Below are 22,237 nucleotides of genomic sequence, written 5' to 3' on the forward strand. Positions count from 1 at the left end.
TGCCGGTTTCGGTGTGCGTTTTGACCATCGTCATACCGGACGATCTCGAACGCGCTCCTGCGTGCGATTCACCTGGGGAAATTCAGCGCGTTCCGTCCATTTTGCTGTCCGTTAAAAAAACCGGTATGACATAGTTTCTAGCGGACGATACGTCCACTGGACGTCGTGAACGGCGAAAATCGGGAGTGAAATGAAGATCGGCTACGCGCGTGTGAGTACGGCGGCTCAGGATTCGTCGATTCAGGTCGATCTTCTCGTCAAGGAAGGCATCGACCGAGACCGCGTCTACGTCGATCACGGAATCAGTGGCCGGCAGACACATCGACCCGGACTCGACAATGCGATCAACGCCGCCCGCGAAGGCGACGTCTTCTGCGTGACCAAACTCGATCGACTCTCTCGTCCGCCGGGGATCTTCACGAAACGGTGAAGCGACTCGCCGCCAAAGGCGTGGCGTTGTCGATCGACGGGAAGATCTACGACCCCACCGATCCGATGGGAAAAATGTTCATCCGGCGTCCTCGGGCTGATGGCCGAATTCGAATCAGACCTGATCCGGAGCAGAACGCGGGGACGCTGTTGCAGCGGCCGCGGCGGCCGGCAAGATGAAAGGCCGTCAGCACAAGCTCACACCGGAAGAGCGTGCGTACCTATTGCAAAACGTACGAGACCGGGACAATTCAAGATCGAAACACTCTGCGGAACACAGGTTTGAAGCGTTCAGCACTTTACGCAAACATCGAGTTGGCACGCACCGAGCGGGACACTGAAAGACCCCCGGCACCCTGATCTTGCCCAGTCCAAGCGATCGCCCATGTTTACGGCCGACCGCGTCTATCGAGCACCCCATGCCAAATAATTCCAAGAGTCACAGGGCTATGCGCGGGTCTCGACTACCGATCAGACCGCTCGATGCTCAGAGCGACGCTCTGAGCGCGGCCGGCTGTTTCAAGGTCTGGACCGAGACCGCGTCGGGCGCAACCACGACCCGTCCGCAACTGACGGATCTCCTGGTCGCATCTTCGCGAACGGATATACCTTGGTCGTCTGGCGCCTCGACCTGTTGGGGCGTTCACCTCCCCCATCTGTTGCAAACCGTCGAAAATCTCCCCGGCCCGCGGAGTCGGCTTCAAATCGTTGACCGAAGCGATCGACATCACCCACCCTCCGGCGGCAAACTCATCTTCTCCATCTTCGGCGCACTCCCAGAATTCGAACGCAACCTGATCCGCGAACGGACTCAGGTCGGCCTCGCCGCCGCCAGGGCGCGTGGCCGTACCGGCTGCCGGCCACCGAAGATGACCTCAACGAAACTCGCACAAGCACAACGGATGCGGGAGAACGGCCTGCAACTCACCGACATCGCCGAAATCATCGGCGTCGGACGAACCACTCTGTACCGACACCTCAAGTAGATACGCGCACTTTCAGCCGGCGGTTCAACGGGCCGAAACATCAAAGACTTTGTCCCCCATCTGCGTTGGGACCCTGGATCTCGCCCTCACGGGGCATGATTGCGATTTTTTCGTTCGTTGTCGTAGCTGGCGGGTCGGTACGGCCTTAGCAGTGGAATGACCACATCAGGTCGGGCATTCAATGCCTCCGCAGCGTTTGTGATCGCTACTCTTCTCTGCCTTCTGGCGTACAAGATGATTAGGCGTGGTCACCGTTGAGGAATACTGGCCGGCCCTCGGCACCCAGGCGGCCAGCAGGCTCCATGGAATATATCGAATTTGTAGCGGTGGCACAGTTAGCTCGGTGGCGAACTTGGGTGGTTGTCGCTCTGATGTCGGAGTCGCGGTGTATAAGTGGATTTCACTTATCAGGAGGCGCTTGTCGTGACTTCGCTCTCTCATCAACAAGCTGAATTGGCGATGGCTTCGGCCATGCGAAAGATGGGGTTCAATGACGCACGAGCACATCCCGGAGGACCGGATGGTGGTATCGACGTGCTGTCGTCACGAGCGATAGCTCAAGTGAAGATGCACAGGTCCCAGGTTGGCCGGCCAGACCTTCAGCGTCTATATGGTGCACGAGGCCGTGACCTGCGAAGGTCGATGCTTTTCTTCTCTTTGAGTGGGTACTCGTCCCATGCTGTGAAATATGCAGCGGACGTCGAGATTGCGCTTTTCACCTTTGATTCGAAAGGTGCTGTTCAGCCGTACAATTCGGCGGCCCGGTCGATATCGAAAGGGGCCAAAGGTCTCGGTTCGCCCAGCCTTATTGTCGACGAGCACCTTGCATGGTTCCTCAAGGGCATCGTGCTCATATCCCCGACTTCACTCTTCCTGTTGTTCGATCTTTCTGTGCCGGTGCTGGATACCATTTTCGCTTTGGCAGGGGCGCTCGGGGTCCTGTTCATCGTGGCCGCTATCGGCGGGTTGATGAAGAAATGAAGCTAGCGGTTAGCGCTGGCCCTGACTTGCAAGGACGAGAACTCTGACACTGGAGAAGACGACTGCACGATCAGCGGCAATAACTGGGTCCCGTGGGATGCCGCTAATCGGTAGTTCGGCCTAGAGAGGCTCGCCACAGCTCCCGCAGGTGTCCTCGCCAGCTTCGTATATGGCCCCGCAGCAGTATGTGGAACCTGCGCCCACCTCGGAGCACCCCGGGCACAACTCACACTCCTCGTCCCAGTCCGCCTCGTCCTCGACAACCTGCTCACACGACGTACATACGAGCTCCACCAGAACCTCCTAGAGTCGGAACGCGGATACTTTACCGAGAGGTCACCCGTCAAAAGAGCTGGCTATGTCGGGGCGCGGTCAAGATGACGCCGGAGCAAAATCGCCACATCTCGTTACCGAATCGTATCCTGTGTCAGAAACCTGTCTCACCTTCTGTAGCGCCCGCTGGAGCACGGGAGATTCTGAGACAGTCATCCCGTGATCACGACTTTCAGGTCCTCGATTTGCAGAGGGCCGCTCACAGCGGCCATTCGATGTGAGCTGCGTGGGAAGAAGTGGCGAGTGGCGCCAAGAATGATCGCCCGTTCATACTCGATCTACTGCCCCATTTCGTCCTCATACTCGCACCAATGGTCGCCATCGTGTCCGGTATCCAGACGGCAAAATACCCCTCCCATCTTTTTCCGGCCGTACGGGAAGTACAGAGCGTTGCACCACTTATCCGAATGGGCCATGAGTTTCCCTCGTTTCCGAACCTGTGCCGGTAGCACCGTCAGCGTCCCAAAGCCTAGCCTTGGGCTTTCGTTATGAGTGGGCGTGCGAAATCGTTTCGTGAAAACATGCCAAACAATTCCGAGGATCACAGTCTCACCTACCGTTTCCCTGCACAGATCGGCGAGAATGCGATTAGGTCGGTGAGAGCCCTGACAAATCCTATGGAGCAATGGCCTGCTTGACTCATCGTTGTGATGGAAACGCAGATCCCTGAGGATCCAACAGACCTCGATGCGGCGTTGAAGCTCGTCAGTCAGGTTGTACCCGAACCGATCCGAGAACACTGGGCCGACATCGACGGCGTTCGTTATCCCCCGAAGCAGGCATATCAGCTGATCAGCAACCTCCCACGATCGAGCTTCACCTCTCATACCGCCCTGGCGCGTCTCCGTGAAATCGGTTTCACTACCAGTATCTACAAGGCCAAGAACGGGGTGCAGCGGCTCGAAACAGGCGGTGACCTCACCGTCGCACTGTCTGACTACACGCATCTGTCGGCATCATTCGCTACCCTGCTGGAGTTCCTCACTACGAACGAGCTCACCAAGCACCTGTCCTCCGCCGAGTCGGCGTTCGATGGTTCGGACATGACCGGGTGTGCTGACGCCGTCGAACATTTTCACTTCAGCGAGGATCTTCTCGACGCAGCCCTGGCCGTTCGTCAGCATGTAGGTCGGCTCAACGACGTCATTCATGCCACAGTCATTGCGCGGTGCCTTCCCCTGATCCTCGAACCTGGTGAGACCGTCACGGTCAGGCCATCACTCGGCGCCGGCAACGACCCCAGCAGGCCGTTTGATGTCGAGACCGATCGGCGTATCGCCGAGTTCAAGGTTTCGCAGTGGAAGGGTGCCGACACCATGCGCAAGCGAGGCGTCTTTGCTGATCTGGTTCATCTGGCGCTGGACCCTACGGAGCGGCGTGCGCAGCTGTTCGTCGTCGGAGCGCTTCCGAAGAAATTCTTGGTGGCCTCACGATCAACCGCCGAGTGGGCCTTGGGCCGCTCCTCTCCCCATACTCGACACCGATTCGAAGAAAAGTTCGGACCCGCCGGACAGTTCACCGTCGCCGACTTCACCACCGGACCGGCAGCACACATCGAGATCGTCGACATCGCTGCCTTAGTGCCATCTCTCGGCCTGGCAGACGAGATGCTGTAGGAGCGAAATGCAGCACCAACAAGTGGGGCTAGGTGTTGGGGGCAATTGTGCGAGAACTGCGGAAGTCCGTTCCGTGACACGATAACTGGCAATGCCGAATGAGAACAAGCCGCCACTACTACCAATCTGTGTGGGGTTCCCACACAGATCAGGACCGTCGAGTGATCGTCGGTCTGGCAGGTGTGGCGACCTGCTTCTCGTCGCATCGTGAAGGTTACTTGGCGGGGCAGACAATTTCGGCACCGCGTGTGTTCATTCACCAGTCGTGCAGATCTTCCAATGAACCGATCCGATGTAGGGGGACAACGAGGACTCTCTTCGTCGTGCGCCTGCATTCGAAGGTTTCATCCACTGTTGAAGACACCAGCAGAATGGGGCGATTGGTCTCTGCGTCCAGGGCATTCGCGTCGTAGAGCTCGTCGTGGGCGCTCAAGAAGTGGTCGATCACTCTCAGTTCCCCCGCATTGTGGGGATGAACGGTGATGTTGATCCATCCGGGCTGACTTGCGGAAATCAAGCTGGACGAGTCTCCCGCCTGGGTGATGTATCGATAGTTCATCGCCTGTTCGAAGAGGGAGTTGGCGAATCTGGCCTGCCCTTTGAGACGCGTGGCGATCGTCTCGGGATCTGTACCCTCTCCAACTTCTTCGGCGGCCTGTCGGAATATCTCTGTGAGGTCCGATAGATGCTTGATCTCCGCGAAGGTCAAGTAAATGGGAAGCCCAGGTAGGGGCTCTGTGAGGTGTACTCGCGTTTCGGTCAAGCGCAGATCCTCCCATGATGTCCTGGCAGTCAGTCTTTCAAGTAGAGACGGCTGGCTTCGTCAAGGACACGCCTGTAGGCGGCGTCGGTTGCCTTGAGCGCGGTGTCAACGAGGTCGAGCTCGCGGAGTACGGCTTCGTAAGTCTCGGGCCCTGTGGTGGCATCGCCGAGGGTGTCCGCTTCGAGTGTTTCAGGGTCGTACAGCTTGTAATCGGCGACGCTGGCGGCGACTCGGTGAAGCAGATCGTTGATTACTCCGAGTTGGCCGTGCAGTTGCAGATAGAGGTCGCTGGGTGCAATGCGGCCAGGCATGAAGTCTCCCTAGTGTTTCACTGTTTCCGGTACTCAGGGGAAGGCGGATATTGGCGTCAGTGTGTGGCGGACAGGTGGATGGTGAGCACGTCATCGATGCGGGTTGTGAGGTCGACGTTTTCGTGCAGGATCGCTGATGCGTTGACGGCTCCGAAGGCGCCGGCGCACAGGTTCCATGCGAGTCGGTGTGTGGTGGGCGTGTTGGTGAGTTCGCCGTCGGTGATGGCGGTGTCGATGATGTCATTGACGGCGTCGACCCAGTGCGCGAAGCCGGCCGCGTTGTCGATGGTGGGTTCGAGGGTGAGTTTCATTCCGGCCCGCACGTTGGTGTCCTCGGCAATCTGACGAGCGAGGGACGTGAAGATCGCCGTTAGCTTCTCCCCTGCCGTGCTGCTCGAACCGGATGTCAGTGCTTCGCTGATGGTTTCGTCGAGGGTGCGGTTCCAGTCCGAGATGAGGTGCGCGGCGATCGCTTCTTTGGACGGGAAGTGGTAGTACATTGCGCCTTTGGCGAATTTTCCGGTAGCGCTGATGGTGTTGATGCTGGTGTGGCCGTATCCGTCGGTGTCGAAGTGCCGGGCTGCGACGGCGATGATCGCTTCCCGTGTTCGCACCGCACGGTCCTGCATTGCTGAGTTTTTACTGCCGGGGATGCGCCCGATCCGAGGGCTGGTTCTTGTGGCGGCAGCGTTTTCCGGAGTGGCCGCCGATTCGTTATGGCTGTTCACAGAGATGCTCCTTCGACCATACGGACGGCGGCCGGGTCGGTTCCGCGCCACATCAGCAGCAGATCGTCGACTCGTTTGGTGATGGTGTGGTTCTCGTCGAGGCTAGCTGCAACGTGCACAGCGCCGACGAAACCGGCGCAGAGAGTGTCTGCGAGCCTGGACATGCTTTCCGCGCAGTCGAGGGCGCCGGAACGGATCGCGTCGACGACGATCGGTGTGATCGCGTCGGTCCACGATCCGTAGGTCGCACACGCATCACTGAGCGACTTGTCGACGGACAGGATGAGTCCAGCTCGGGTGATCGCTTCTGTTTGGGTGCGGCGGGCGAGTTCGCGGTAGATCATGATCACTTGCCGATCGGCGGGTTGACCTGTCGCTGCGGCCTTCCCCACTGTCTCGGAGACTGCGGCGGACCAGCGGCAGAGCATCTCGCTCGCGATGGATTCCTTCTTCGAGAAGTGGAAGTACATCGCACCTTTGGTGGTCTCGGAGATCGCCAAGATGTCATTGATGCTGGTGCCCGCGTACCCGGTTTGGCTGAAGAGGGTGGCGGACACTTCAAGGATCGCTTCTCGGGTGATTTTCGCTCGTGGCTGCATACTTGGTCGGCCGGTTTTGCCGTGGTCGATGCCTTCGGAGCGGTCGGTATGATTGTTCATGGTCACAGGTGCTTTCTGTGGTCATCGGCCCTGACGGTGTTACAGCACTGCCAGGGCCACCCCTTTTATTGGTGCGTGCGGGTCAAACGGTGGTGAGTTCGCTGCGCATCGGGTTCTCGGCGGCTCGCAGGTCGGGCAATGGTGGACTGTCGAATCCTGCTTCTCGAGCTGCGGCATCGAACTTCTCGTACCGGCGCCATGCGGTCGACGTCGCGACAGGCGGCTTCGATTCCAGAGCGATGGTTTCCCACGTGAGGTTCGGGTTTGTCAGCTTGCGGACCGCTGTGTCTTTGACGTTCTTCGCGAGATTCGACCGGGCGATGAAGGCCATGAGGTCATCTATGTCGGCATCCGTGTCGGCCTGTGCTTCTTCGGCGGCGCGGCGGTCTGGGAACTCCGTAGCTGTGTCTTGGGGATCGAGGATTTCGTCGAGGCCTTCATTCGTCATTTCGTCCACGAAAAACGGCTCCGCAAAGTCCGCAAAAGCATCCTCGTTGCCGGCCTTCGCATCCACCGTTGTGGCGTCTACGTCTAGATCCTCTTCCTCCGGCTCCGCAATATTGTGGGCGATCTTCTCGCGGGGCTGAGGGACGCGGATCGGTCCCCGGCCTACGGTGAGGTCAGATGCAATACTCGTTGCATCCTCACTGTCGGTGGCACTTTCGACGATCGAACGGTAAGCGGCGTACGCCATTCCGACTGCCTTCACCAGGATTGTGATTCCGTGCGTGAACGCCAAGACCAGGGCCGGCGGAATGATCGCTATGGCCGCTGCAATGGCGGGCGCCAGTGGAATGAACCCGAGGTCTCCCCCACCGTCGATCGACTCCTGCGCGGCGATTGCTGCGTGATAGGCGTGGTAGGCGTTTCCGAGGATGCTGATCACGACGACGCTGACGGCGAGTGCGATGTAGAAGCCTCTGTCGCGTTTGTTCATGTTGAGCTTGCTGATGATGACGATGGCGATCGTGGCGCCGAGGATGGCGCTGTCGACGATCGCCGGGAAGATCCAGGTCAGGTGTTCGGGGATCAGTGCTTGCCGTGCGAGGTCGCGTTGTACGGCGAAGGAAAGTACGAATGCGCCGGTGGTGATACCGAGCGCAATGACGATCGCGAGGGCGAGTGCAGCAAGCAATGCGCCTAGCTGAATACGAGCTGCCCGAAGACTAAAGTCGGTCATGACTGGGTTTCTTCCTTCCAGGGGTTTCCCGGTCTGGAGCCTCGTCGGGTGCAACCGGCGAGGCTCCTTCGATGTGTGGGTCAGTCGTCTGAGATGGGGCGCCCGCTGGGAAGTGCGCCGGTCTCTGCTTCGTACTGGTTTCCGCTGTTGTGCGCGGTTTCCCGGCGTTCTGCCTCTGCCGCTAGTGCTTTCTCTACGAATTGCGACCAGGATTTGTCGTCCTCAAGGTGGCTGGTGTTTCGGTAAGCACCTCGGGCGCGACTGAATACGACTTGATCGACGTAGACCGTAATACGTTTGGGCTTGGGCTTTTCCACAGCTGTCGGCGTGGGCTGTGGAGGCGGCGGGACCTGTGCGGCCGTGCGGTTGGACCTCTGCATTCGAGACAGGTCACCAGTCACGTTCCGCGGAGGTAGCGCCGTGAGCTTTCGTTCGGGCCGGTCATTCATACCCGTGCTTCCTCTCTTTCCGCTGTTGCAACGCGGGTGACAACTTCTTGCGCAACTGCAAAGAGGTCGTCTGCAACGGATTTGGACGATTTCGGTGCGAGAGTCTGAGGCTCGGCGTTGCCTTTGATGACGTCGTACCATTTCGGACCGCTTCGGACGACTGCGTCGAGTTCGGCTGCGAGCATGCCTCGCTCGCGTGTTGCTTGGGCTGTCGCTTCTGAGTGACGAACTGTGGCAGTGAAAACGACGTCGTCGTTGCCGAACGCCTCTGCAATTGCAGACCTGGCTTGCTTGAGCACGGTTTTCGCTGATGTACCGACGGCTACGAGAACGACGCCCAGTAGGTCGAGGTCGGGGTTGATTGCAGCGACAGCGTCAATGCGTAGTGCAACGGCTGCCATCCCTTTTCGGCTGGACGCATCGGATTTGACTGGCACGAATGCCCATTTTGCGGCGGCTAGCGCTGCTGTCTGCAAGGTTTCGTCGCCGGGGGGGCAGTCGATGAGGATCATGTCGTATGCGGGCGCCATTGGAGCAAGGACCCTCGCGAGGGCAAGTTTTGCACCATCGGGATCTTTGGATGCCATAGCGGCAAGCGCTGCTGTTGCTTGTTCGAGGTGAACTCCCCCAGGGAGAACATCGAGATTAGCGCGAACATTTTCGATGGGTTTTGCGTCACCGCCGAAAGCGATTGCGCTAGCAAGCGACCTTCCCTGGTCATCGCCGGTTTCACTGGTGTACCCGAGGTCTTCGGCGAGGTTCCCCTGAGGATCGAGGTCGACGAGCAGAATTTTCTGCCCCGACGCTGCCAGTTCTCCACCGACGTTAGCTGTCAGGGTCGTCTTTAAGACACCACCCTTGCCGTTGATTACGGCGATCACCCTTTTGCGTGTTTCGTGAAAGTCGGTCTGCATTGCTCTCCCTCGACAGCGCTGGCACATTTGACGGTATTACCAGCATTCCACGCCATCGCCAGCAATGCAATCAATAGCAGTAATGACAGTATTGCTGCTATCGACCATCGGCCGGGTCGTAGCAACACATCTGGCCTCAAAACCAGTAATGGCAGCAATGCTGGCATTACGCACAGTTTCGCCATGGCAGCACCTTGACCTGCATGTTTCCAATAGCAGTATTACTGCTATTATGGCAGTCGGGGTTCGCAGAGAATCGAAACAAGCCGAGACTGCCACACCAACATTGACCGCATTACTGGTGTTACTGGGATTACAGGTCCCCCGGAGCTCGCCCTCAACTCTTTACTGCTATTGACAGTAATGCTGGCATTCTTTCAGTTCGGCGCAATGGCGCAAAATGCCTGGACGTGAGGCGGAGAACGCCACGGCTCGACGACTACGCCACCCGTTCGACCGCACCTGGCGGCCCGCACGTAGGTCGCACCTCTCACTCGACATTTCAATCGAGCAACGTCAGCATGGGTCAATTTTGCGCAGCCACCCCACTAAGCCCGTTCCGCGAAACCACCGCTGTCGCATAATGCCAGTATTACTGCTATCGACCATCGGCCGGGTCGTAGCAACACACCTGGCCTCAAAACCAGTAATGGCAGCAATGCTGGCATTACGCACAGTTTCGCCATGGCAGCACCCTGACCTGCATGTTTCCAATAGCAGTATTACTGCTATTATGGCAGTCGGGGTTCGCAGAGAATCGAAACAAGCCGAGACTGCCACACCAACATTGACGGCATTACTGGTGTTACTGGGATTACAGGTCCCCCGGAGCTCGCCCTCAACTCTTTACTGCTATTGACAGTAATGCTGGCATTCTTTCAGTTCGGCGCAATGGCGCAAAATGCCTGGACGTGAGGCGGAGAACGCCACGGCTCGACGACTACGCCACCCGTTCGACCGCACCTGGCGGCCCGCACGTAGGTCGCACCTCTCACTCGACATTTCAATCGAGCAACGTCAGCATGGGTCAATTTTGCGCAGCCACCCCACTAAGCCCGTTCCGCGAAACCACCGTTCTCACGAGGAATACTTGCGGCATGGGGTATTTCATAGGACGCGTTGTGGTCGTTACCGGCGCCGGAGCGGGAATCGGGCGGCAACTAAGCATCCAACTGGCCGCCCAAGGCGCAAAGCTCGCACTAATCGACGTCGACCAAGGTGGCCTAGAGGAAACGGTCGAGCTGGCTGGAATCAGCGCCGACTCGGTGATGATCTCGGCGACGGATGTCACGGACCGAGAAGCGATGGGGGAGTGTGCCGCGGCAACGCTCGCCCAGTTCGGGCATGTTGATGCGATCTTCAATAACGCTGGCGTTCTGTATTCCGGAACCGTGGAGGATTCCGACTACGCAGACATCGAGCACGTGATGAATGTCGACTTCTGGGGCGTAGTTAATGGGTCGAAAGCCTTCTTGCCGTACATTATTGCGTCGGATCGTGGGTCTATCGTCAACATCTCATCGGCCTTCGGTCTCATGGCCGCGCCTGGTTACTCGGCCTACAACTCCGCGAAGTTCGCGGTCCGAGGGTTCACCGAGTCGCTCCGCCAGGAGATGCTTCTTCATCACCGGCAGGTAGCTGTGATTTGTGTGTTTCCCGGAGGAATCAAGACTTCAATTGCACGTACAGCGCGTGTGGCGACAACTCTCGACCATTCGGAAGTCGTCGAATCCTTCGAGGGTTCCATCGCGAGAACGGATCCAGCGGCCGCTGCCAAATCGATTTTGCGCGGTGTGGAACGGCGCCGACCTCGAGTGCTGATCGGTAAAGATGCCCGCATCGTCGACCTACTAACTAGGACTGCCAGTTCGGGCTACCAACGGATCATTCCAGCACTGAAGTCCGGCTAGTACTTTTGGCGGATGCCCAGGTCAGCGCTGTCCACTGAAGGACTAAATACCTGTAACGGTCAGTAACATTAAGTCTGTTTTGTCGGGTAGTGTTCCTCTGTTCGCATCCGCGGGGAGAGGAACTACGCAGTGGCAACAAAGTGGTTGTTGATTGAATCGATCGGCGGCGCTACACCGTCGATCATCGGTCTGGGGAGCACTCCTCGAAAGTTCACACCGTTGGACAAATTCTTCAAAAGCAAGGATTCCCTCGACGAGGTTTACAACGTGATTGCCGAGGTCATGGCGTCGCCTGACCGCGTAGACAGGGTCACGGCCGATGGCCGCCGGCATGTCGTTGTAGAGCCCTTGGTGACGTTCTCGGGACGTCTGCATGGCATGTACCTATGGACTGGCGGACCAGACGAAGTCGTTCCCGACAGGGACCCGGCCGGAGCTTGGTTGTTCAACCTGACGGCGAGCAAAGCCAGCGGAAGCAACGATCTGCTCGACTTGTACGGCGTTCCGGAGGATGAGCGACATACCGAGAAAGCAATGGCCGGCGCCTTCACCCGTCTCGTGACCAATCGCGATGAGGGCGAGGCTTTGTCGAAGATCATCCACTCGGCTCCCGGAACCATTCACCAAGCGGTGTGGACAGTGAGGCGAGATGACGACGAGCTGCGTGCCGCCCACTTTTCATGCCGAATGCTTGAAGAAATCGATCCTGCGACCGGCAGGTCAGAGGTCATTTTGCGAGGAATAACGCAAGACATCGGCCCCGCGATCGACGTTGCGGCGGCTCCACCCCCTGTGGTTCTTGAATACCGGGTCCTCGAGGCTGCGACGGAGGAGGGGGAGTACCGAGCGATCGTCAATCTCAAGACGCTGCAACTCATTCGATGGGTAGGCGATCCGATGCCAGACTTGGCGTGGGAATCAGTGGATGACCAGGTTAAACCTGGTATGCATCCCGAGGACTTGCCTGTGGCGCTAGAGATGTCTGCGGGTTTGGCGCGGGGCAAAACGCAAGGCACCGTCCGGTTCAGACTGCTCGACGGGAAGTGGAAAGCCTGTGATGTGCGAGCGACATTGATGATGCTCGACCAGCACACCACCGCCGGCCTGGTCATGGTCCGCGCTGCTGCGGATTCGTAGCTTTTCACCAGTTGTCGATGCCGCGCTGACGCGCGCACAGTTCTGCGCGCGCGTCAGCGGCAGTCCTTCGCTCAGCAATCTGTCTGCGGCGGCGTACTTCCGCAGCATCCGGAACAGCTGCCATCGCTGCCCGGCGACCGGGGGAGTCTTCGGTCGCGGCCATTGCGTAACGCGCACGTTCGGCCTCGAACTGCGAGGACTGTCGTTTACGTTCAGCTTTTGCCTGCTCAGCGGCAATTTGAGCGAGAACATGCGGTGAGAAGGCCAGATCCTGCTCCTTCATGAGCCAACGGATAAATGCAATCGGATGCTTCGGGTCCGGTGTCATCTTCCGTGCCTCGGCCCACGCGTCGATGGTGAAGTTGAGATCGTTAGCGGTCCAGCCGTGCGCTGCTGATTCGGCCAGTGCCGGAGCCCAACCTCGGGGGGTGTGTTGACGTGCCCAAGCAGGCGTTCTCGGATTCCCGAGCCACTTGGATGCGAGCAACAGGCCTTTCCGGATGCCGTCAGCCTTCTCGGCCTCAGTGCTGGATTCCTTGCGCCGCGAAGCGGCTCGTTTATCCACAGATCGTTTTGTATTAAGTACCTCTCTACGAGAGGTAGGGATAGAAAACTGACCCCTGCGGGGGTGGGGTGCCATCTGTATAGATCCTGCGACTGACATGCGGGTTTTATCCACAGGCTTACGCGGGTGCAGCGCCCACACCGATGCCCAGCCACGCGACTTGTCATCAAATCTCCACGACGCCATACGTTCGCCTTTGCGGCGTAGTCGGCCACGCAATACCTCCGTGGCTACCCGAAGTAGTTTGAGCGCTTGACGGGCTCGCTGAACGGTCCGCTCTCCGAGCCCTGTTCGCTCGACGAGTGTGGCAATGGATAGACGCGAGCTGCGGCCGGAATCGAAATCAGCAGCACCGGCCATGACTTTCGCGACCGCCAACAACGACTTAAGACTGATCCCTCCGCCGGCGACACTGCCTGCCTTCGACGTCTTGACGAGCTCGGGGCGGATGCGGTTGTACTCCGCGGTGTAGGCGCAGCGGACGACGATCTCGACCCAGTGCTGGGCTCCCCGCCATGAGGCGATACCGCTGTATGCGCCGGCCTCCAATTCGAGCGTGACCTGGCAGTACCTTCGGCAAGCTGCCTCTGGGCCACCGAGCGCGTTGACGAACATCGGGGTCAGGGAATGGCATTGGTGCCCGTGCACATGGCCAGATACAGCGCGAGGCGTACGAGCTGTGCCGTACCGACGCCGTATGGGGCTGCTACCGCAGTACGGGCGCAGTACGGATGTAGGTGCGTGCTCGTGAACAGCGACACGCGCAGGAATCATTGAAACTTCATCAGGCCACGATGTAGCCTGAGACCTGTCCGCCAAGACAGTCCCTTCAGGGATATAGCAGTACCGCTGAGAAACGAGCGTCTAACTCGAATCTCACCAACTTCGAAAAACCCTCGACCCCGCCCGGTTCGGGGGTTTTTTGTTGCAGTCGGTGCGCTACAGCTAACGATGTGTGGTTGTCACGGCATCCCCCGCCCGGGTTTGCCGTCTACGCGACGTTCGTTACGCGGTGAGCTGCAAAACCTCCTGGTCGAGTTCGACGACAAGATTCTTATGGCCAGTGGTGGCCGCCAGTAGATCTGCGACGTACTGGCTGACGGAGCTGACTCCAGCCGCCTTCCGCCGCTTTTCCAGCTCTGCGTACACCGGATCTGGAACGCGACTCACAACCCGGGTTCGATCACCCTTGCTTGGTGTGGGCATGCTCTTCTCCCTTCGGCCCGACCTTGCTCCTAGCGATGCAGTGCCAGGTTCCCGTTCATCCTGTGCCAAGATCACACAATCGTCACGGTGACACGCCGAAGAAGAACCGAACTTCGATGTTTGGGTGGAATTATGGGGAGATTTCTTAAGAATCGCGGAAGCGTGTCGCACGCGCTTGACGGCTATCACGATCACGCTGCCAGACCTCAGCGACCAGCCCGGGCGTGACCTTATACAGCTCCGCAAGCTGCGCAGCCCTAGCCTCGTCGTACTCTTTGCGCCCTTTTTCAATCCGGCCGAGAAGCGTCGCCGAAATTCCGAGAGCTTCGGCAGCTCGCCCTTGAGTCATGCCGGCTTGTGCGCGCAGATCACTGAGGCCAAGCTGGTCATTCGGAATCGGCACAAGGTCTGCAACGGTAAGCCGCAATTCGGCCGCAACCTTGGCTAGCAGCTCGGGAGTTGGTGCTGCACGACCCGTTTCCCATGCAGAGACGGTCTGCTCGGAGACACCAGCGGCATCAGCCAGGTCTGCAATATTCGCCTTGCGCGCCAGTCGATAGCGCCGCAACCTGGCGGCACTAAAGCCTCGAACAGCACTCCGCGACACGCCTACTCCAAGCTCTCGAGAACCATCCCCGTGAGTCATTGTGTCGCTCCTTCACCCCGCCAACTCGCACTGGTGTTTAGAATAATAGGGTGTTATATTGGTTTTGCATAAAAGGTTACCAAGAAAGAGTCGAGGTCAAGGGACCTATAGGTGGGAAAGCGGTGGCCGTGAGTCGATTGAATGAGTTGCCGAACACAAACCGCGCGGTCTACCCTGCAACGGCGTGCCCAGCCTGGGATTCCTCGGTACTTGTCGACGTCGGTATCGCTTGTAGCGCAGAAGAATTTGCACACGTCTATCTGCGTGTGCCTTCTGAGTCCGGGCGGGCGATTTGGATGAACTGGTTTCACGCGGTGCGCGATGCAACATCGCAGGTCACTCTCAGTGACCGTTCTACTTCAAGCACGAATACAAGGACTTCGGCTTCTGCCGAGCGTCGCGCTGTCTCGAAAACCCCAGGTGCGTTGGTGATTGGCGTCCCCTCACGCACCTGGGGTTCTTTCATGTCTGCGGTGCTGCACGCACCAAGGCGACCAGACCGCAGGCCTTCGAGCCTATGCGGTGAAGTTGAAAACGCAACTAGCCGGAGGCAGTCGTGGGGAACAACTCTGCGCAAAATACCTATTCCAGCTGGGTAGAACAGGACACTCTCGAACTCGGATTCGCTGACCGCGAACTCGGGCGCCCTGTGGACCCTGCGTGCGGCCATGCCGCCCCGAGCCCGGTCCGTCGTGCCACACCCTGCGTGGTGCTCGGCAGCACGGTCCGTGAAGCGCCCACCCCGCTCCTCCCGCCCGGGGAGCGGGTGGGTGCACCTAATCGAAATGGCCGGAGAAGCAACCTCGGCAGCCTTCGTGTGGGCGCTACGATTCCCAGCCTTTTCGGCGCGATTGCCATGGGCCACACACAAATACCCATAGCCTCCAACATTTTTCACGCTTCGCGCAGTGTGCTCAACCCTGTTGCGAGTCAGCTTCCCAGCACTGCTGTGTCGGGATCACAGGCCGCGTAGCTCTCGCATTTTGTGCGGCCATGCACGTCAACCGTTCCGGTTAATTGTTGAACCACAACAAGTTTGAAAGGGCACTCATGAAGCATTTCCAGAAGCCACGTTCGGGCGGTCGTCACCGCGCCCCGTCTACGACTGCGGTCGCTACGGTTTCGTTTGCCGCTGTGGTGGTGGCAACGTTCGGAGGGGCTGGTTTTGCTGTGGCTGCTCCGGGCGATCAGCCGGGCGTCACCAGTGAGGTTCCGGTGCCGAGCCAGCCGGGAGTGACCACACCTGCTCCTTCGGCGCCCGAACCCGCTCCTGTGCAGACGTGGGTTCCGGCTCCCGTCGAGTACCAGAAGCCTGCGCAGCCGCTCCCGAACTGGGACTACGACACCAACCAGTACACCCCGCCGACCAACAGCAACGACAACTATGTCGCTCCTGTCGACTACACGTCGATTCACCTCCCGACGCAGCTCGAGACCTTCACGGCACCGATTCAGGCTCCGGAAGACAAGATCCGTTTCGGCCGCTACCTCGCTGATCGCCCGAACTGGATCAGCAAGGAGACCGCGGACAAGACGAATGGCCAGACCGCCGTCATCGAAGCTCAGGTAACGGACTTCTGGCGCTCAACACTGATCATCGAAGACACAGAAGCCGCTCGCCTTGCCGCATCGCAGGTTGGCGGCGCCGCTGCCGGTGCGCTCGCAGGTGCAACCGCTGCCGCTGTCCCGGCCGCCACAGTCGGCGCATTGATCGGCGGAACCATCGGCGGGACTAGCGCCTTGACGTTGTTCGCTCCGATCGTGACTCCCATCGGTGCGGTTCCGGCTGGGGTTGTGGGAACGGCGACGGGTGCGGGCATCGGTGCAGCTGTACTCGGCGTACCTGCCGCTATCGGCGGCGCGGTCGTCGGCGGCGCAGGTGGCGCTCTTGCCGCATCCGCTTATGGTGCAGGCGATTTGGGGCAGCCGATCGATTTCGAAATCCCGGACATCGATCAGCCCGCCATCACTGAGCAGACCGAAACCACGCTCGATCAGTGGTCCGCTAGCCCGCCGGTCGGCACTGCTGCCGCTGACGCGGTCCGCAACACCGCTGCTGCTGCACCTGTCGTCGATCAGCAGATCCGCGACGCGGTGACCTCGCTGCCCGGCGGCGAGGGTGCTGTCGCAGCATTCGACCAGGCTGTGACGGATTTTCAGGCCAACACGTCTGTGCCCGGTCTTCCGCTGGGGATGATCGCCGACGCCATCGGTGCCGGTATCCCGGCGTGAGCCGTCCATCCGGGGTGGGCGCGCTGTCTGCTCTGAACTTCGATCAAGGGATCTGATGTGATGTTCACTCGTTCTCGTTCGACTGGCACCGGGATCAGCTCTACTGCTGGTCTCGGTGCCAGGTCGGCGGTAGTGGGCCTGTCGCTGGTCAGCGCTACCGCCGTGGTCCTTTCGTTTGCTCCGCTGGCGAATGCAGCTCCCGCCTCCGGTACCGATCTGGTGAAGGGGGAGTGCCCCGCACTGTTCAGCCTCGGAGTGCAGGGAACTGGGCAGTCTGCTCCGGATGCAGCGCCGACGACGGACACCGGCATGTTGTCGCAGGTGTTCATGCCGATGATCGCGAAGGCGGTCGACGGCGACAAGGAATTGGCCGGCCGCGCGTACGTGCCGTACGAGGCCGGGTTCGGCGGCGCTGTCCCCGGAGGCAACGTGCCGTATTCACAGTCCGTCGAGGGCGGCTTGCAGAATCTGCGGGACATGGCTTCGGAGGTCGCGGCTGCGTGCCCGGACACGAAGTTCACCCTCGCCGGTTACAGCCAAGGCGCACATGTGGTTTCACTGTTCGCCGAAGAGCTCGGCAAGGGCTCGGGCGTGATCGCTGCGGACAAGGTTGTCGGTGTCGCGACGTTCGGTGACCCGACCCGCCCCGCCGGTGCACCGCTGTTTCCGGGCTCGCCCGGTCAGACGTCCCCGAAGCCTGCTCCGGGAACGGACGGCGCTGAGGTGTCCAAGGTTTCCGCTCTCGATCAGGTCCCTCCTGCTGGTGGCGGTATCGGCCCGGTCGCGGACGTGGCGGAGAACTACGGCTCGCTGACCGGACGGGTGGCGAGCTTCTGCCAGTCCGGTGACCTCGCGTGCGATGCGCCGCCGGATTCTCCGATCCTGCGGGTGGTGACCAACATTGCCGGTCAGTCGGAACTGTCCTCGGGTGATCCGATTCGGTCGTTGGCCTCGGTCGGTGACGCGCTGGCGATGACGTCGATCAAGACTGCGGTGACCGTGGTCAACGAGGACATCAAGGGTACGACGTTGGCGAATCTGTCGATCGCGCCGAAGAAGTCGCTGTCCGAGCGTCTTGCGGTGGCCTCCGATCCTCGGACTCCGTTGCCGTCCACAGATGATGCGATCAAGGCGATCATGAAGGTCGGCACGATCGGGTTCAACGCGGTCAAGACTGTCGCGAAGGAAGTTCTGACCCCGGCGAACATCGCGGAGTTGGCGACGGTCGGGCTGGCCAATCCTGCTGGCGCGGTTGCTCTTCTGGGCACGAAATTGGTCGGAGCGGCAACGAAGCTGATTCCGCCGGCCACCACGTCTCGGTTGACGACGCAGGCGTTCGCGGCCGTCAAGGACAACGTCAGCGACAACAAGGATCTGCTCAACCTTGCGACGCTGACGAAGTATTCGTCCACGGTGGCCGCCCACGGCGGTTACGGCTCGGTGCCGGCCACGGCGACCGGGACATCGGCGACGGCGTTCGTCACCGATTGGTTCGTCGCGTTGGCGAAGGACCTGGCAGATCGTGCAGGTGGATCACCTTCTTCCACTACGAAGGCCACGTCCACGGCGGTCGCGACTCGCCCGTCCTCTTCTTCGGCGACAACGACGACGAGTCCCCGTCCGACCAGCACCTCCACCTCGATCACCTCGACCACCGCGGTCGCTACACCGACTGCTGCGGCGAACTGATCGGGCGTTCTGGTGCGGGGTGTTCGTGCCCCGCACCAGAACCTCCGGAGAAAGGACTCGATGGTGACAAATAACAACAATGACGATCCCAAGTCTTCCAATCCCGTTCTCGACCAGTGGTTCCCACCGTTCACGCCTGTGGCGGACGGGAGAGCGCAGACCTCTGCGCCGGTAGAGCCGCTTCCGGTCGTGGACCTTGCGTCCGACGACGACACATATCCGACCGCTCCGAAAGCCGATTCGGTTCCCGCGCTGTCTGTTGCCGCTGCTGACTCGAACGACATCTCTGTCGACGACAGCGGCGCGGCATGGCTGCGGGAGGCGATGCAGTACACGCAGGACCAGGCAGCGGCTGATCCGCTGCCCCTGGCTGCTGCTTCGGCTTCACCTTCGCAGCGCCTTCGTGGCCGCGCGGCGGTCATCGGCGCGGCCGCAGCGGTCGCGGTCCTCGTGATCGGCGGGGGTGCGATCGCTGCTTCTGCGCTCGGCGGCGGTGACGACGACGCACCGATGAACGTCGCGGAGATCGCTCCCGCAACAACCAGCACAGCCGCCACCTCGCAGACACCGACCTCGTCGGTTCCGCAATCGTGGTGCTCACCGTCACCGGAGGCCGGAGTCGTTCGCGGGTCAGGCCCCGGCGGAACCGGTTCGGGTCCGGATGCCATTCTCGCGTTCGATCACGCCTATTACGTCGAACGCAGCGGGGCCAAAGCCCGCGCACTGCTTGTCTCGGATGCGCAGGTGAAGTCGGCAACCGCCGAAGAACTGCAAGCCGGTATCGACACGATTCCCGCTGGTACCGAGCACTGCGTCGAGATCCGCCCAACAGAACCGAACACCTTCGCCGTCACCCTCGAGCAGCGCTATCTGGACGGCTCCCGCGTCAGTGGCCGTCAGATCGTCAAGGTCGCCGATGTCGGTGGCCGCACGCTCATCACCTCGATTGGAAAAGCATCGTGACCGACAACGACAACACTCAGGATTGGCTCGGCTGGCTCGGTGAGGAACCGGAGGTCGTGGAAGCGCCGGTAGCTCAGGTGTTTCCGCTCGTCGCTCCCGAGCCGAAGAGTTCTGCTGCGAAAACGTCCACGGCGACTGCCCAGGTTCTCGATCCCATCCCGCCGATGACGTTGGTCGTCGGTGCATGTGGGGGAGCGGGGAGCACCACCACTGCGATCGGTCTCGCGAACGCGTGGTCGACGGTCGGTGCGACGAGCGCCGTCGTCGATGCCACGGTCGGCGGCGGTGACTTGGTCGAGCGTGGAGCGGATTCGACCGTGTCGGAAACCTCGATCGAGACGATGTTCGGGTCCTCCGAGACGCTGCACGCTGACGAGTCGTTCAGCGCGTCCACCTCTGCGACCTCGGCCGGCGCCCACGTCCTCGGCCGCCACTGGCTCGAAACCATCGAACCCGACTTCCGTCAGGTCGATCGCTACGTCCGCGCTCAGGTCGACACCACGGTCTACGACCTGGGGCACCGAGCGTTCGGCCGCGAGAGTGCTCAGGCGCTGCGGGGAGAACCGTGGTCGACGATCGTTGTCGCGGTCCCGTGCCGCGCCGACGCATTCAACCGGATGCGGGCCGTCCTCGAGACGATCCGGCTGACCGCCGGAGAGAAGGCACTCGATCGCACGATCGTGGTCATCTCGCACCAGACCGCAGGCCCTGCGGCTGCCGATGTCTCGCAGCTCCGCGACCATCTGACCGGCAAGATCTTCGCCGTCGAGGAAATCCCATACGACCAGCACCTTGCGTCGGGGTTGACGATTTCGGCGACCGACCTCGCACCCGACACCGCTGCCGCGTACGAACAGATCCGCAGTGTGAGTGTTCGGGCAGCGGACAGCCGGAGTGATCGCTGATGGGTGCGCAACGCTTGTCCGCCGAAACGGGACACCGGGTCGACCTCACCGATGCGTCGGTGAGGCTTCCCGATGCGGTGGCCCCGATCTGGGACGGACCGATCCCGCTGCCGCCTGGTGCGCCGAAGCCGATGGTGTGGCTGCTCGGCGCTCACGGCGGGGCCGGCGCCTCGACTCTGGCGCAGGTTCTCGCGCCGGCTGCTGAATGTGGTCGCCGGTGGCCCGGCGGGCACGGTGGGCAGAGTCCGTTCGTTGCCGTCGTCGCCCGCGAGACGGTGTCCGGTCTGGTACGCGCTCACGAGCTGCTGCGCCAGCACGCGGCGGGCCAGGGCGGACCCAGCCAGGTCGTCGGTTTGATCACCGTCGCCGATCGGCCAGGGCGCAAGGTGCCCAAACCGATCCAACAGACTCTCGACCTCGTCACCTCGCTCACGGCAGCGCAGTGGCGGGTCGGGTGGATCGAACAGTATCCGCTGGTACGTGATCCGACCTCGTTGCAGGTGTGGTCACCGTTCGATCCGGAACCGGAACGCAAACGTGGCCCCGACGACGTTCCGGCGGACATCGCCGAACTCGGCAAGGCCTTACGCGAATCCATCATCGCCCGCATCAAAACCCAACAAAGTTGAAAGGTTGCCCACCACATGGTCATTCACACGCTCCAGACCGGCATCGACATTCTCGCTCAGATCGACCTCACTCCCGAAGCGCCTCCGAAGTCCGAAGGATTCCTCCGTCTCGGTCGGTGGCTGCTGTGGGGCGTCGTCCTCGCCGGGGTGTGCGCACTCGTCTACGCCGGCGGAAAGTTCGGCTGGGAGAAGTACTCCGGCGGCCAGCTCGAATCTCCGAAGATCGTGGTCGGCGCACTCATCGGCGGTGTGATCGCCACCAGCGCAGGAACGATCATGAACACGGTCGTGTTGTCGTGACGGCCGCTGTGCTCATGCTTGTGGTTGCGCTCGCCGGCGGTGCGCTCGCGCTGTACGGCGATCGTCTGTGCAACCAGCGGCAAGAGCAGGTGCTCGACGACTACGCGAACGGCCGCCCGACGGCAGGGCTTTGTGTCCTCGACAAGGGCTTCGTCTTGGAGTTGGTCGGAGTGGCCGTCGCAATCGTCGCCTTGCTGACGTTCCTGTTCGTGGGTCCGCTCCGATGATCGCGGCGCAGTGGGCGTTGTGGTCGGTGATGGCCGTCGCGACTGTTGCGACGGTCGGCGGGGCTGCGGTCACGGGATGGGAGAGGTTTCGGGGGTACACCCCGTGCTCTCGCTCGGATCGGGCGCAGTGGTCTGCACTGGCCGGCGTTGGTGTCCTGAGCGTCACCGCGGGAGTCTCCGCAGCTAGCGGGGTTTCCCCATGGTGAACCTCACGCTGGCGGCCGCACAGACGACTCTGGCATTCAAGACGCCACCGCCGGAAGTCACCGACCCGATCATGACCCTGCTGCGCTACCTGTTGTGGTTCGCGTTCGCGATCTTCACCATCTCGATGATCTGGGCGGCGGGACGGCTGGCATACACCCGCTCGCAGTCCCCGCACGAAACAGATTCCGCCCAAACGATTGTCGTGATTCTGATCGTTTCGGTCATGGCATCCGGTGCGTCCGGTATCGCTGCCGCCCTGTTGTCGTTCTGAC

25 protein-coding genes are annotated in these 22,237 nt (G+C 60.7%); 15 read left to right on the forward strand and 10 right to left on the reverse strand.

Annotated features, from left to right (window positions below; translation table 11 throughout):
* Window positions 1-190: 190 nt before the first annotated feature.
* From H351_RS32655 to H351_RS28660, 4 genes are all read left to right on the forward strand, one after another.
* Window positions 191-430: a recombinase family protein gene (locus H351_RS32655; protein ID WP_244891518.1), complete on the forward strand. Its 240-nt coding sequence runs from the start codon at window positions 191-193 to the stop codon at window positions 428-430.
* Between the two features lie 448 nt (window positions 431-878).
* Window positions 879-1,415, forward strand: a complete 537-nt coding sequence (locus tag H351_RS28650) for a recombinase family protein (RefSeq protein WP_244891519.1) — start codon at window positions 879-881, stop codon at window positions 1,413-1,415.
* A 423-nt stretch (window positions 1,416-1,838) separates the two neighbouring features.
* A complete protein-coding gene (locus H351_RS28655) occupies window positions 1,839-2,396 on the forward strand; it encodes a restriction endonuclease (RefSeq protein ID WP_158510649.1) in 558 nt (185 codons plus the stop codon).
* 983 nt (window positions 2,397-3,379) lie between these two features.
* Window positions 3,380-4,345, forward strand: a complete 966-nt coding sequence (locus H351_RS28660) for a hypothetical protein (RefSeq protein WP_051636619.1) — start codon at window positions 3,380-3,382, stop codon at window positions 4,343-4,345.
* Between the two features lie 256 nt (window positions 4,346-4,601).
* Here the strand turns inward: H351_RS28660 and H351_RS28665 are convergent, their stop codons facing one another.
* The 6 genes from H351_RS28665 to H351_RS28695 form a co-directional block, all read right to left on the reverse strand.
* Window positions 4,602-5,108 carry a hypothetical protein gene (locus H351_RS28665; RefSeq protein WP_144440136.1) on the reverse strand — a complete coding sequence of 169 codons (507 nt, stop codon included), beginning with the start codon at window positions 5,106-5,108 and terminating at the stop codon, window positions 4,602-4,604.
* A gap of 29 nt (window positions 5,109-5,137) precedes the next feature.
* Entirely contained in the window at window positions 5,138-5,419 is a 282-nt protein-coding gene (locus H351_RS28670) for a hypothetical protein (protein WP_029257052.1), read from the reverse strand.
* A gap of 56 nt (window positions 5,420-5,475) precedes the next feature.
* A complete protein-coding gene (locus tag H351_RS28675) occupies window positions 5,476-6,033 on the reverse strand; it encodes a TetR/AcrR family transcriptional regulator (RefSeq protein WP_244891516.1) in 558 nt (185 codons plus the stop codon).
* A 110-nt stretch (window positions 6,034-6,143) separates the two neighbouring features.
* Complete coding sequence (locus H351_RS28680; RefSeq protein ID WP_029257050.1) at window positions 6,144-6,806, reverse strand: TetR/AcrR family transcriptional regulator; 663 nt, start codon at window positions 6,804-6,806, stop codon at window positions 6,144-6,146.
* Between the two features lie 82 nt (window positions 6,807-6,888).
* Window positions 6,889-7,986, reverse strand: coding sequence for a DUF2637 domain-containing protein (locus H351_RS28685; protein WP_029257049.1), 1,098 nt, complete (start codon window positions 7,984-7,986; stop codon window positions 6,889-6,891).
* Window positions 7,987-8,431: 445 nt separating this feature from the next.
* Window positions 8,432-9,349, reverse strand: coding sequence for a ParA family protein (locus H351_RS28695; protein WP_019750059.1), 918 nt, complete (start codon window positions 9,347-9,349; stop codon window positions 8,432-8,434).
* A gap of 1,097 nt (window positions 9,350-10,446) precedes the next feature.
* Here H351_RS28695 and H351_RS28700 point away from each other — a divergent pair.
* The gene (locus H351_RS28700; RefSeq protein WP_029257121.1) at window positions 10,447-11,259 is read left to right on the forward strand and encodes an SDR family NAD(P)-dependent oxidoreductase; all 813 of its coding nucleotides are present in this window, start codon (window positions 10,447-10,449) and stop codon (window positions 11,257-11,259) included.
* 129 nt (window positions 11,260-11,388) lie between these two features.
* Window positions 11,389-12,396 carry a GAF domain-containing protein gene (locus H351_RS28705; protein ID WP_029257120.1) on the forward strand — a complete coding sequence of 336 codons (1,008 nt, stop codon included), beginning with the start codon at window positions 11,389-11,391 and terminating at the stop codon, window positions 12,394-12,396.
* 4 nt (window positions 12,397-12,400) lie between these two features.
* On the opposite strand, the gene H351_RS28710 is transcribed toward H351_RS28705, so the two are convergent.
* The 4 genes from H351_RS28710 to H351_RS31630 all read right to left on the reverse strand — a co-directional run bounded on the left by H351_RS28710 (window position 12,401) and on the right by H351_RS31630 (window position 14,813).
* Complete coding sequence (locus H351_RS28710) at window positions 12,401-13,576, reverse strand: hypothetical protein (RefSeq protein WP_051636632.1); 1,176 nt, start codon at window positions 13,574-13,576, stop codon at window positions 12,401-12,403.
* Window positions 13,577-13,581: 5 nt separating this feature from the next.
* Window positions 13,582-13,722 (reverse strand): hypothetical protein, encoded by a 141-nt coding sequence (locus H351_RS32145; RefSeq protein WP_158510650.1) that lies wholly within the window; start codon window positions 13,720-13,722, stop codon window positions 13,582-13,584.
* Between the two features lie 244 nt (window positions 13,723-13,966).
* Window positions 13,967-14,167, reverse strand: coding sequence for a hypothetical protein (locus H351_RS28715; protein ID WP_020971495.1), 201 nt, complete (start codon window positions 14,165-14,167; stop codon window positions 13,967-13,969).
* 145 nt (window positions 14,168-14,312) lie between these two features.
* Window positions 14,313-14,813 (reverse strand): helix-turn-helix domain-containing protein, encoded by a 501-nt coding sequence (locus H351_RS31630; protein WP_081051205.1) that lies wholly within the window; start codon window positions 14,811-14,813, stop codon window positions 14,313-14,315.
* A 1,050-nt stretch (window positions 14,814-15,863) separates the two neighbouring features.
* Here H351_RS31630 and H351_RS28725 point away from each other — a divergent pair.
* The 9 genes from H351_RS28725 to H351_RS28760 are packed head-to-tail and all read left to right on the forward strand — an operon-like array spanning window position 15,864 to window position 22,236.
* Entirely contained in the window at window positions 15,864-17,045 is a 1,182-nt protein-coding gene (locus H351_RS28725; RefSeq protein ID WP_029257117.1) for a hypothetical protein, read from the forward strand.
* 60 nt (window positions 17,046-17,105) lie between these two features.
* Window positions 17,106-18,734, forward strand: a complete 1,629-nt coding sequence (locus tag H351_RS28730; protein ID WP_029257116.1) for a cutinase family protein — start codon at window positions 17,106-17,108, stop codon at window positions 18,732-18,734.
* A gap of 60 nt (window positions 18,735-18,794) precedes the next feature.
* Window positions 18,795-19,697, forward strand: a complete 903-nt coding sequence (locus H351_RS28735) for a DUF8176 domain-containing protein (RefSeq protein ID WP_051636629.1) — start codon at window positions 18,795-18,797, stop codon at window positions 19,695-19,697.
* Complete coding sequence (locus H351_RS28740) at window positions 19,694-20,602, forward strand: hypothetical protein (RefSeq protein WP_051636628.1); 909 nt, start codon at window positions 19,694-19,696, stop codon at window positions 20,600-20,602. The genes H351_RS28735 and H351_RS28740 overlap by 4 nt, the downstream gene beginning before the upstream one ends.
* Complete coding sequence (locus H351_RS28745) at window positions 20,602-21,231, forward strand: DUF6668 family protein (RefSeq protein WP_029257113.1); 630 nt, start codon at window positions 20,602-20,604, stop codon at window positions 21,229-21,231. The genes H351_RS28740 and H351_RS28745 overlap by 1 nt, the downstream gene beginning before the upstream one ends.
* Before the next feature lie 15 nt (window positions 21,232-21,246).
* Window positions 21,247-21,531, forward strand: coding sequence for a hypothetical protein (locus tag H351_RS28750; protein WP_019749787.1), 285 nt, complete (start codon window positions 21,247-21,249; stop codon window positions 21,529-21,531).
* Complete coding sequence (locus H351_RS28755) at window positions 21,528-21,758, forward strand: hypothetical protein (protein WP_029257112.1); 231 nt, start codon at window positions 21,528-21,530, stop codon at window positions 21,756-21,758. Before H351_RS28750 ends, H351_RS28755 begins: the two co-directional genes overlap by 4 nt.
* Window positions 21,755-21,964: a hypothetical protein gene (locus H351_RS31635; RefSeq protein WP_081051206.1), complete on the forward strand. Its 210-nt coding sequence runs from the start codon at window positions 21,755-21,757 to the stop codon at window positions 21,962-21,964. Before H351_RS28755 ends, H351_RS31635 begins: the two co-directional genes overlap by 4 nt.
* The gene (locus H351_RS28760; protein WP_051636627.1) at window positions 21,958-22,236 is read left to right on the forward strand and encodes a hypothetical protein; all 279 of its coding nucleotides are present in this window, start codon (window positions 21,958-21,960) and stop codon (window positions 22,234-22,236) included. The genes H351_RS31635 and H351_RS28760 overlap by 7 nt, the downstream gene beginning before the upstream one ends.
* Window position 22,237 lies beyond the last annotated feature (1 nt).

The sequence above is a fragment of the Rhodococcus erythropolis R138 genome, assembly GCF_000696675.2.
In the GTDB taxonomy this organism is placed as follows: domain Bacteria; phylum Actinomycetota; class Actinomycetes; order Mycobacteriales; family Mycobacteriaceae; genus Rhodococcus_F; species Rhodococcus_F erythropolis.

Excerpts from the sequence above, each read along its gene's own strand:
- H351_RS31635 (WP_081051206.1), top strand. The coding sequence starts at position 21,755 with ATGATCGCGGCGCAGTGGGCGTTGTGGTCGGTGATGGCCGTCGCGACT.
- H351_RS28750 (WP_019749787.1), top strand. The coding sequence starts at position 21,247 with ATGGTCATTCACACGCTCCAGACCGGCATCGACATTCTCGCTCAGATC.
- H351_RS28680 (WP_029257050.1), bottom strand. The coding sequence starts at position 6,806 with ATGAACAATCATACCGACCGCTCCGAAGGCATCGACCACGGCAAAACC.
- H351_RS28670 (WP_029257052.1), bottom strand. The coding sequence starts at position 5,419 with ATGCCTGGCCGCATTGCACCCAGCGACCTCTATCTGCAACTGCACGGC.
- H351_RS28715 (WP_020971495.1), bottom strand. The coding sequence starts at position 14,167 with ATGCCCACACCAAGCAAGGGTGATCGAACCCGGGTTGTGAGTCGCGTT.
- H351_RS32655 (WP_244891518.1), top strand. The coding sequence starts at position 191 with ATGAAGATCGGCTACGCGCGTGTGAGTACGGCGGCTCAGGATTCGTCG.
- H351_RS28695 (WP_019750059.1), bottom strand. The coding sequence starts at position 9,349 with ATGCAGACCGACTTTCACGAAACACGCAAAAGGGTGATCGCCGTAATC.
- H351_RS28730 (WP_029257116.1), top strand. The coding sequence starts at position 17,106 with ATGTTCACTCGTTCTCGTTCGACTGGCACCGGGATCAGCTCTACTGCT.
- H351_RS28660 (WP_051636619.1), top strand. The coding sequence starts at position 3,380 with ATGGAAACGCAGATCCCTGAGGATCCAACAGACCTCGATGCGGCGTTG.
- H351_RS28650 (WP_244891519.1), top strand. The coding sequence starts at position 879 with ATGCGCGGGTCTCGACTACCGATCAGACCGCTCGATGCTCAGAGCGAC.
- H351_RS28685 (WP_029257049.1), bottom strand. The coding sequence starts at position 7,986 with ATGACCGACTTTAGTCTTCGGGCAGCTCGTATTCAGCTAGGCGCATTG.
- H351_RS28735 (WP_051636629.1), top strand. The coding sequence starts at position 18,795 with ATGGTGACAAATAACAACAATGACGATCCCAAGTCTTCCAATCCCGTT.
- H351_RS28725 (WP_029257117.1), top strand. The coding sequence starts at position 15,864 with ATGAAGCATTTCCAGAAGCCACGTTCGGGCGGTCGTCACCGCGCCCCG.
- H351_RS28710 (WP_051636632.1), bottom strand. The coding sequence starts at position 13,576 with ATGTTCGTCAACGCGCTCGGTGGCCCAGAGGCAGCTTGCCGAAGGTAC.
- H351_RS28700 (WP_029257121.1), top strand. The coding sequence starts at position 10,447 with ATGGGGTATTTCATAGGACGCGTTGTGGTCGTTACCGGCGCCGGAGCG.
- H351_RS28745 (WP_029257113.1), top strand. The coding sequence starts at position 20,602 with ATGGGTGCGCAACGCTTGTCCGCCGAAACGGGACACCGGGTCGACCTC.
- H351_RS31630 (WP_081051205.1), bottom strand. The coding sequence starts at position 14,813 with ATGACTCACGGGGATGGTTCTCGAGAGCTTGGAGTAGGCGTGTCGCGG.
- H351_RS28760 (WP_051636627.1), top strand. The coding sequence starts at position 21,958 with ATGGTGAACCTCACGCTGGCGGCCGCACAGACGACTCTGGCATTCAAG.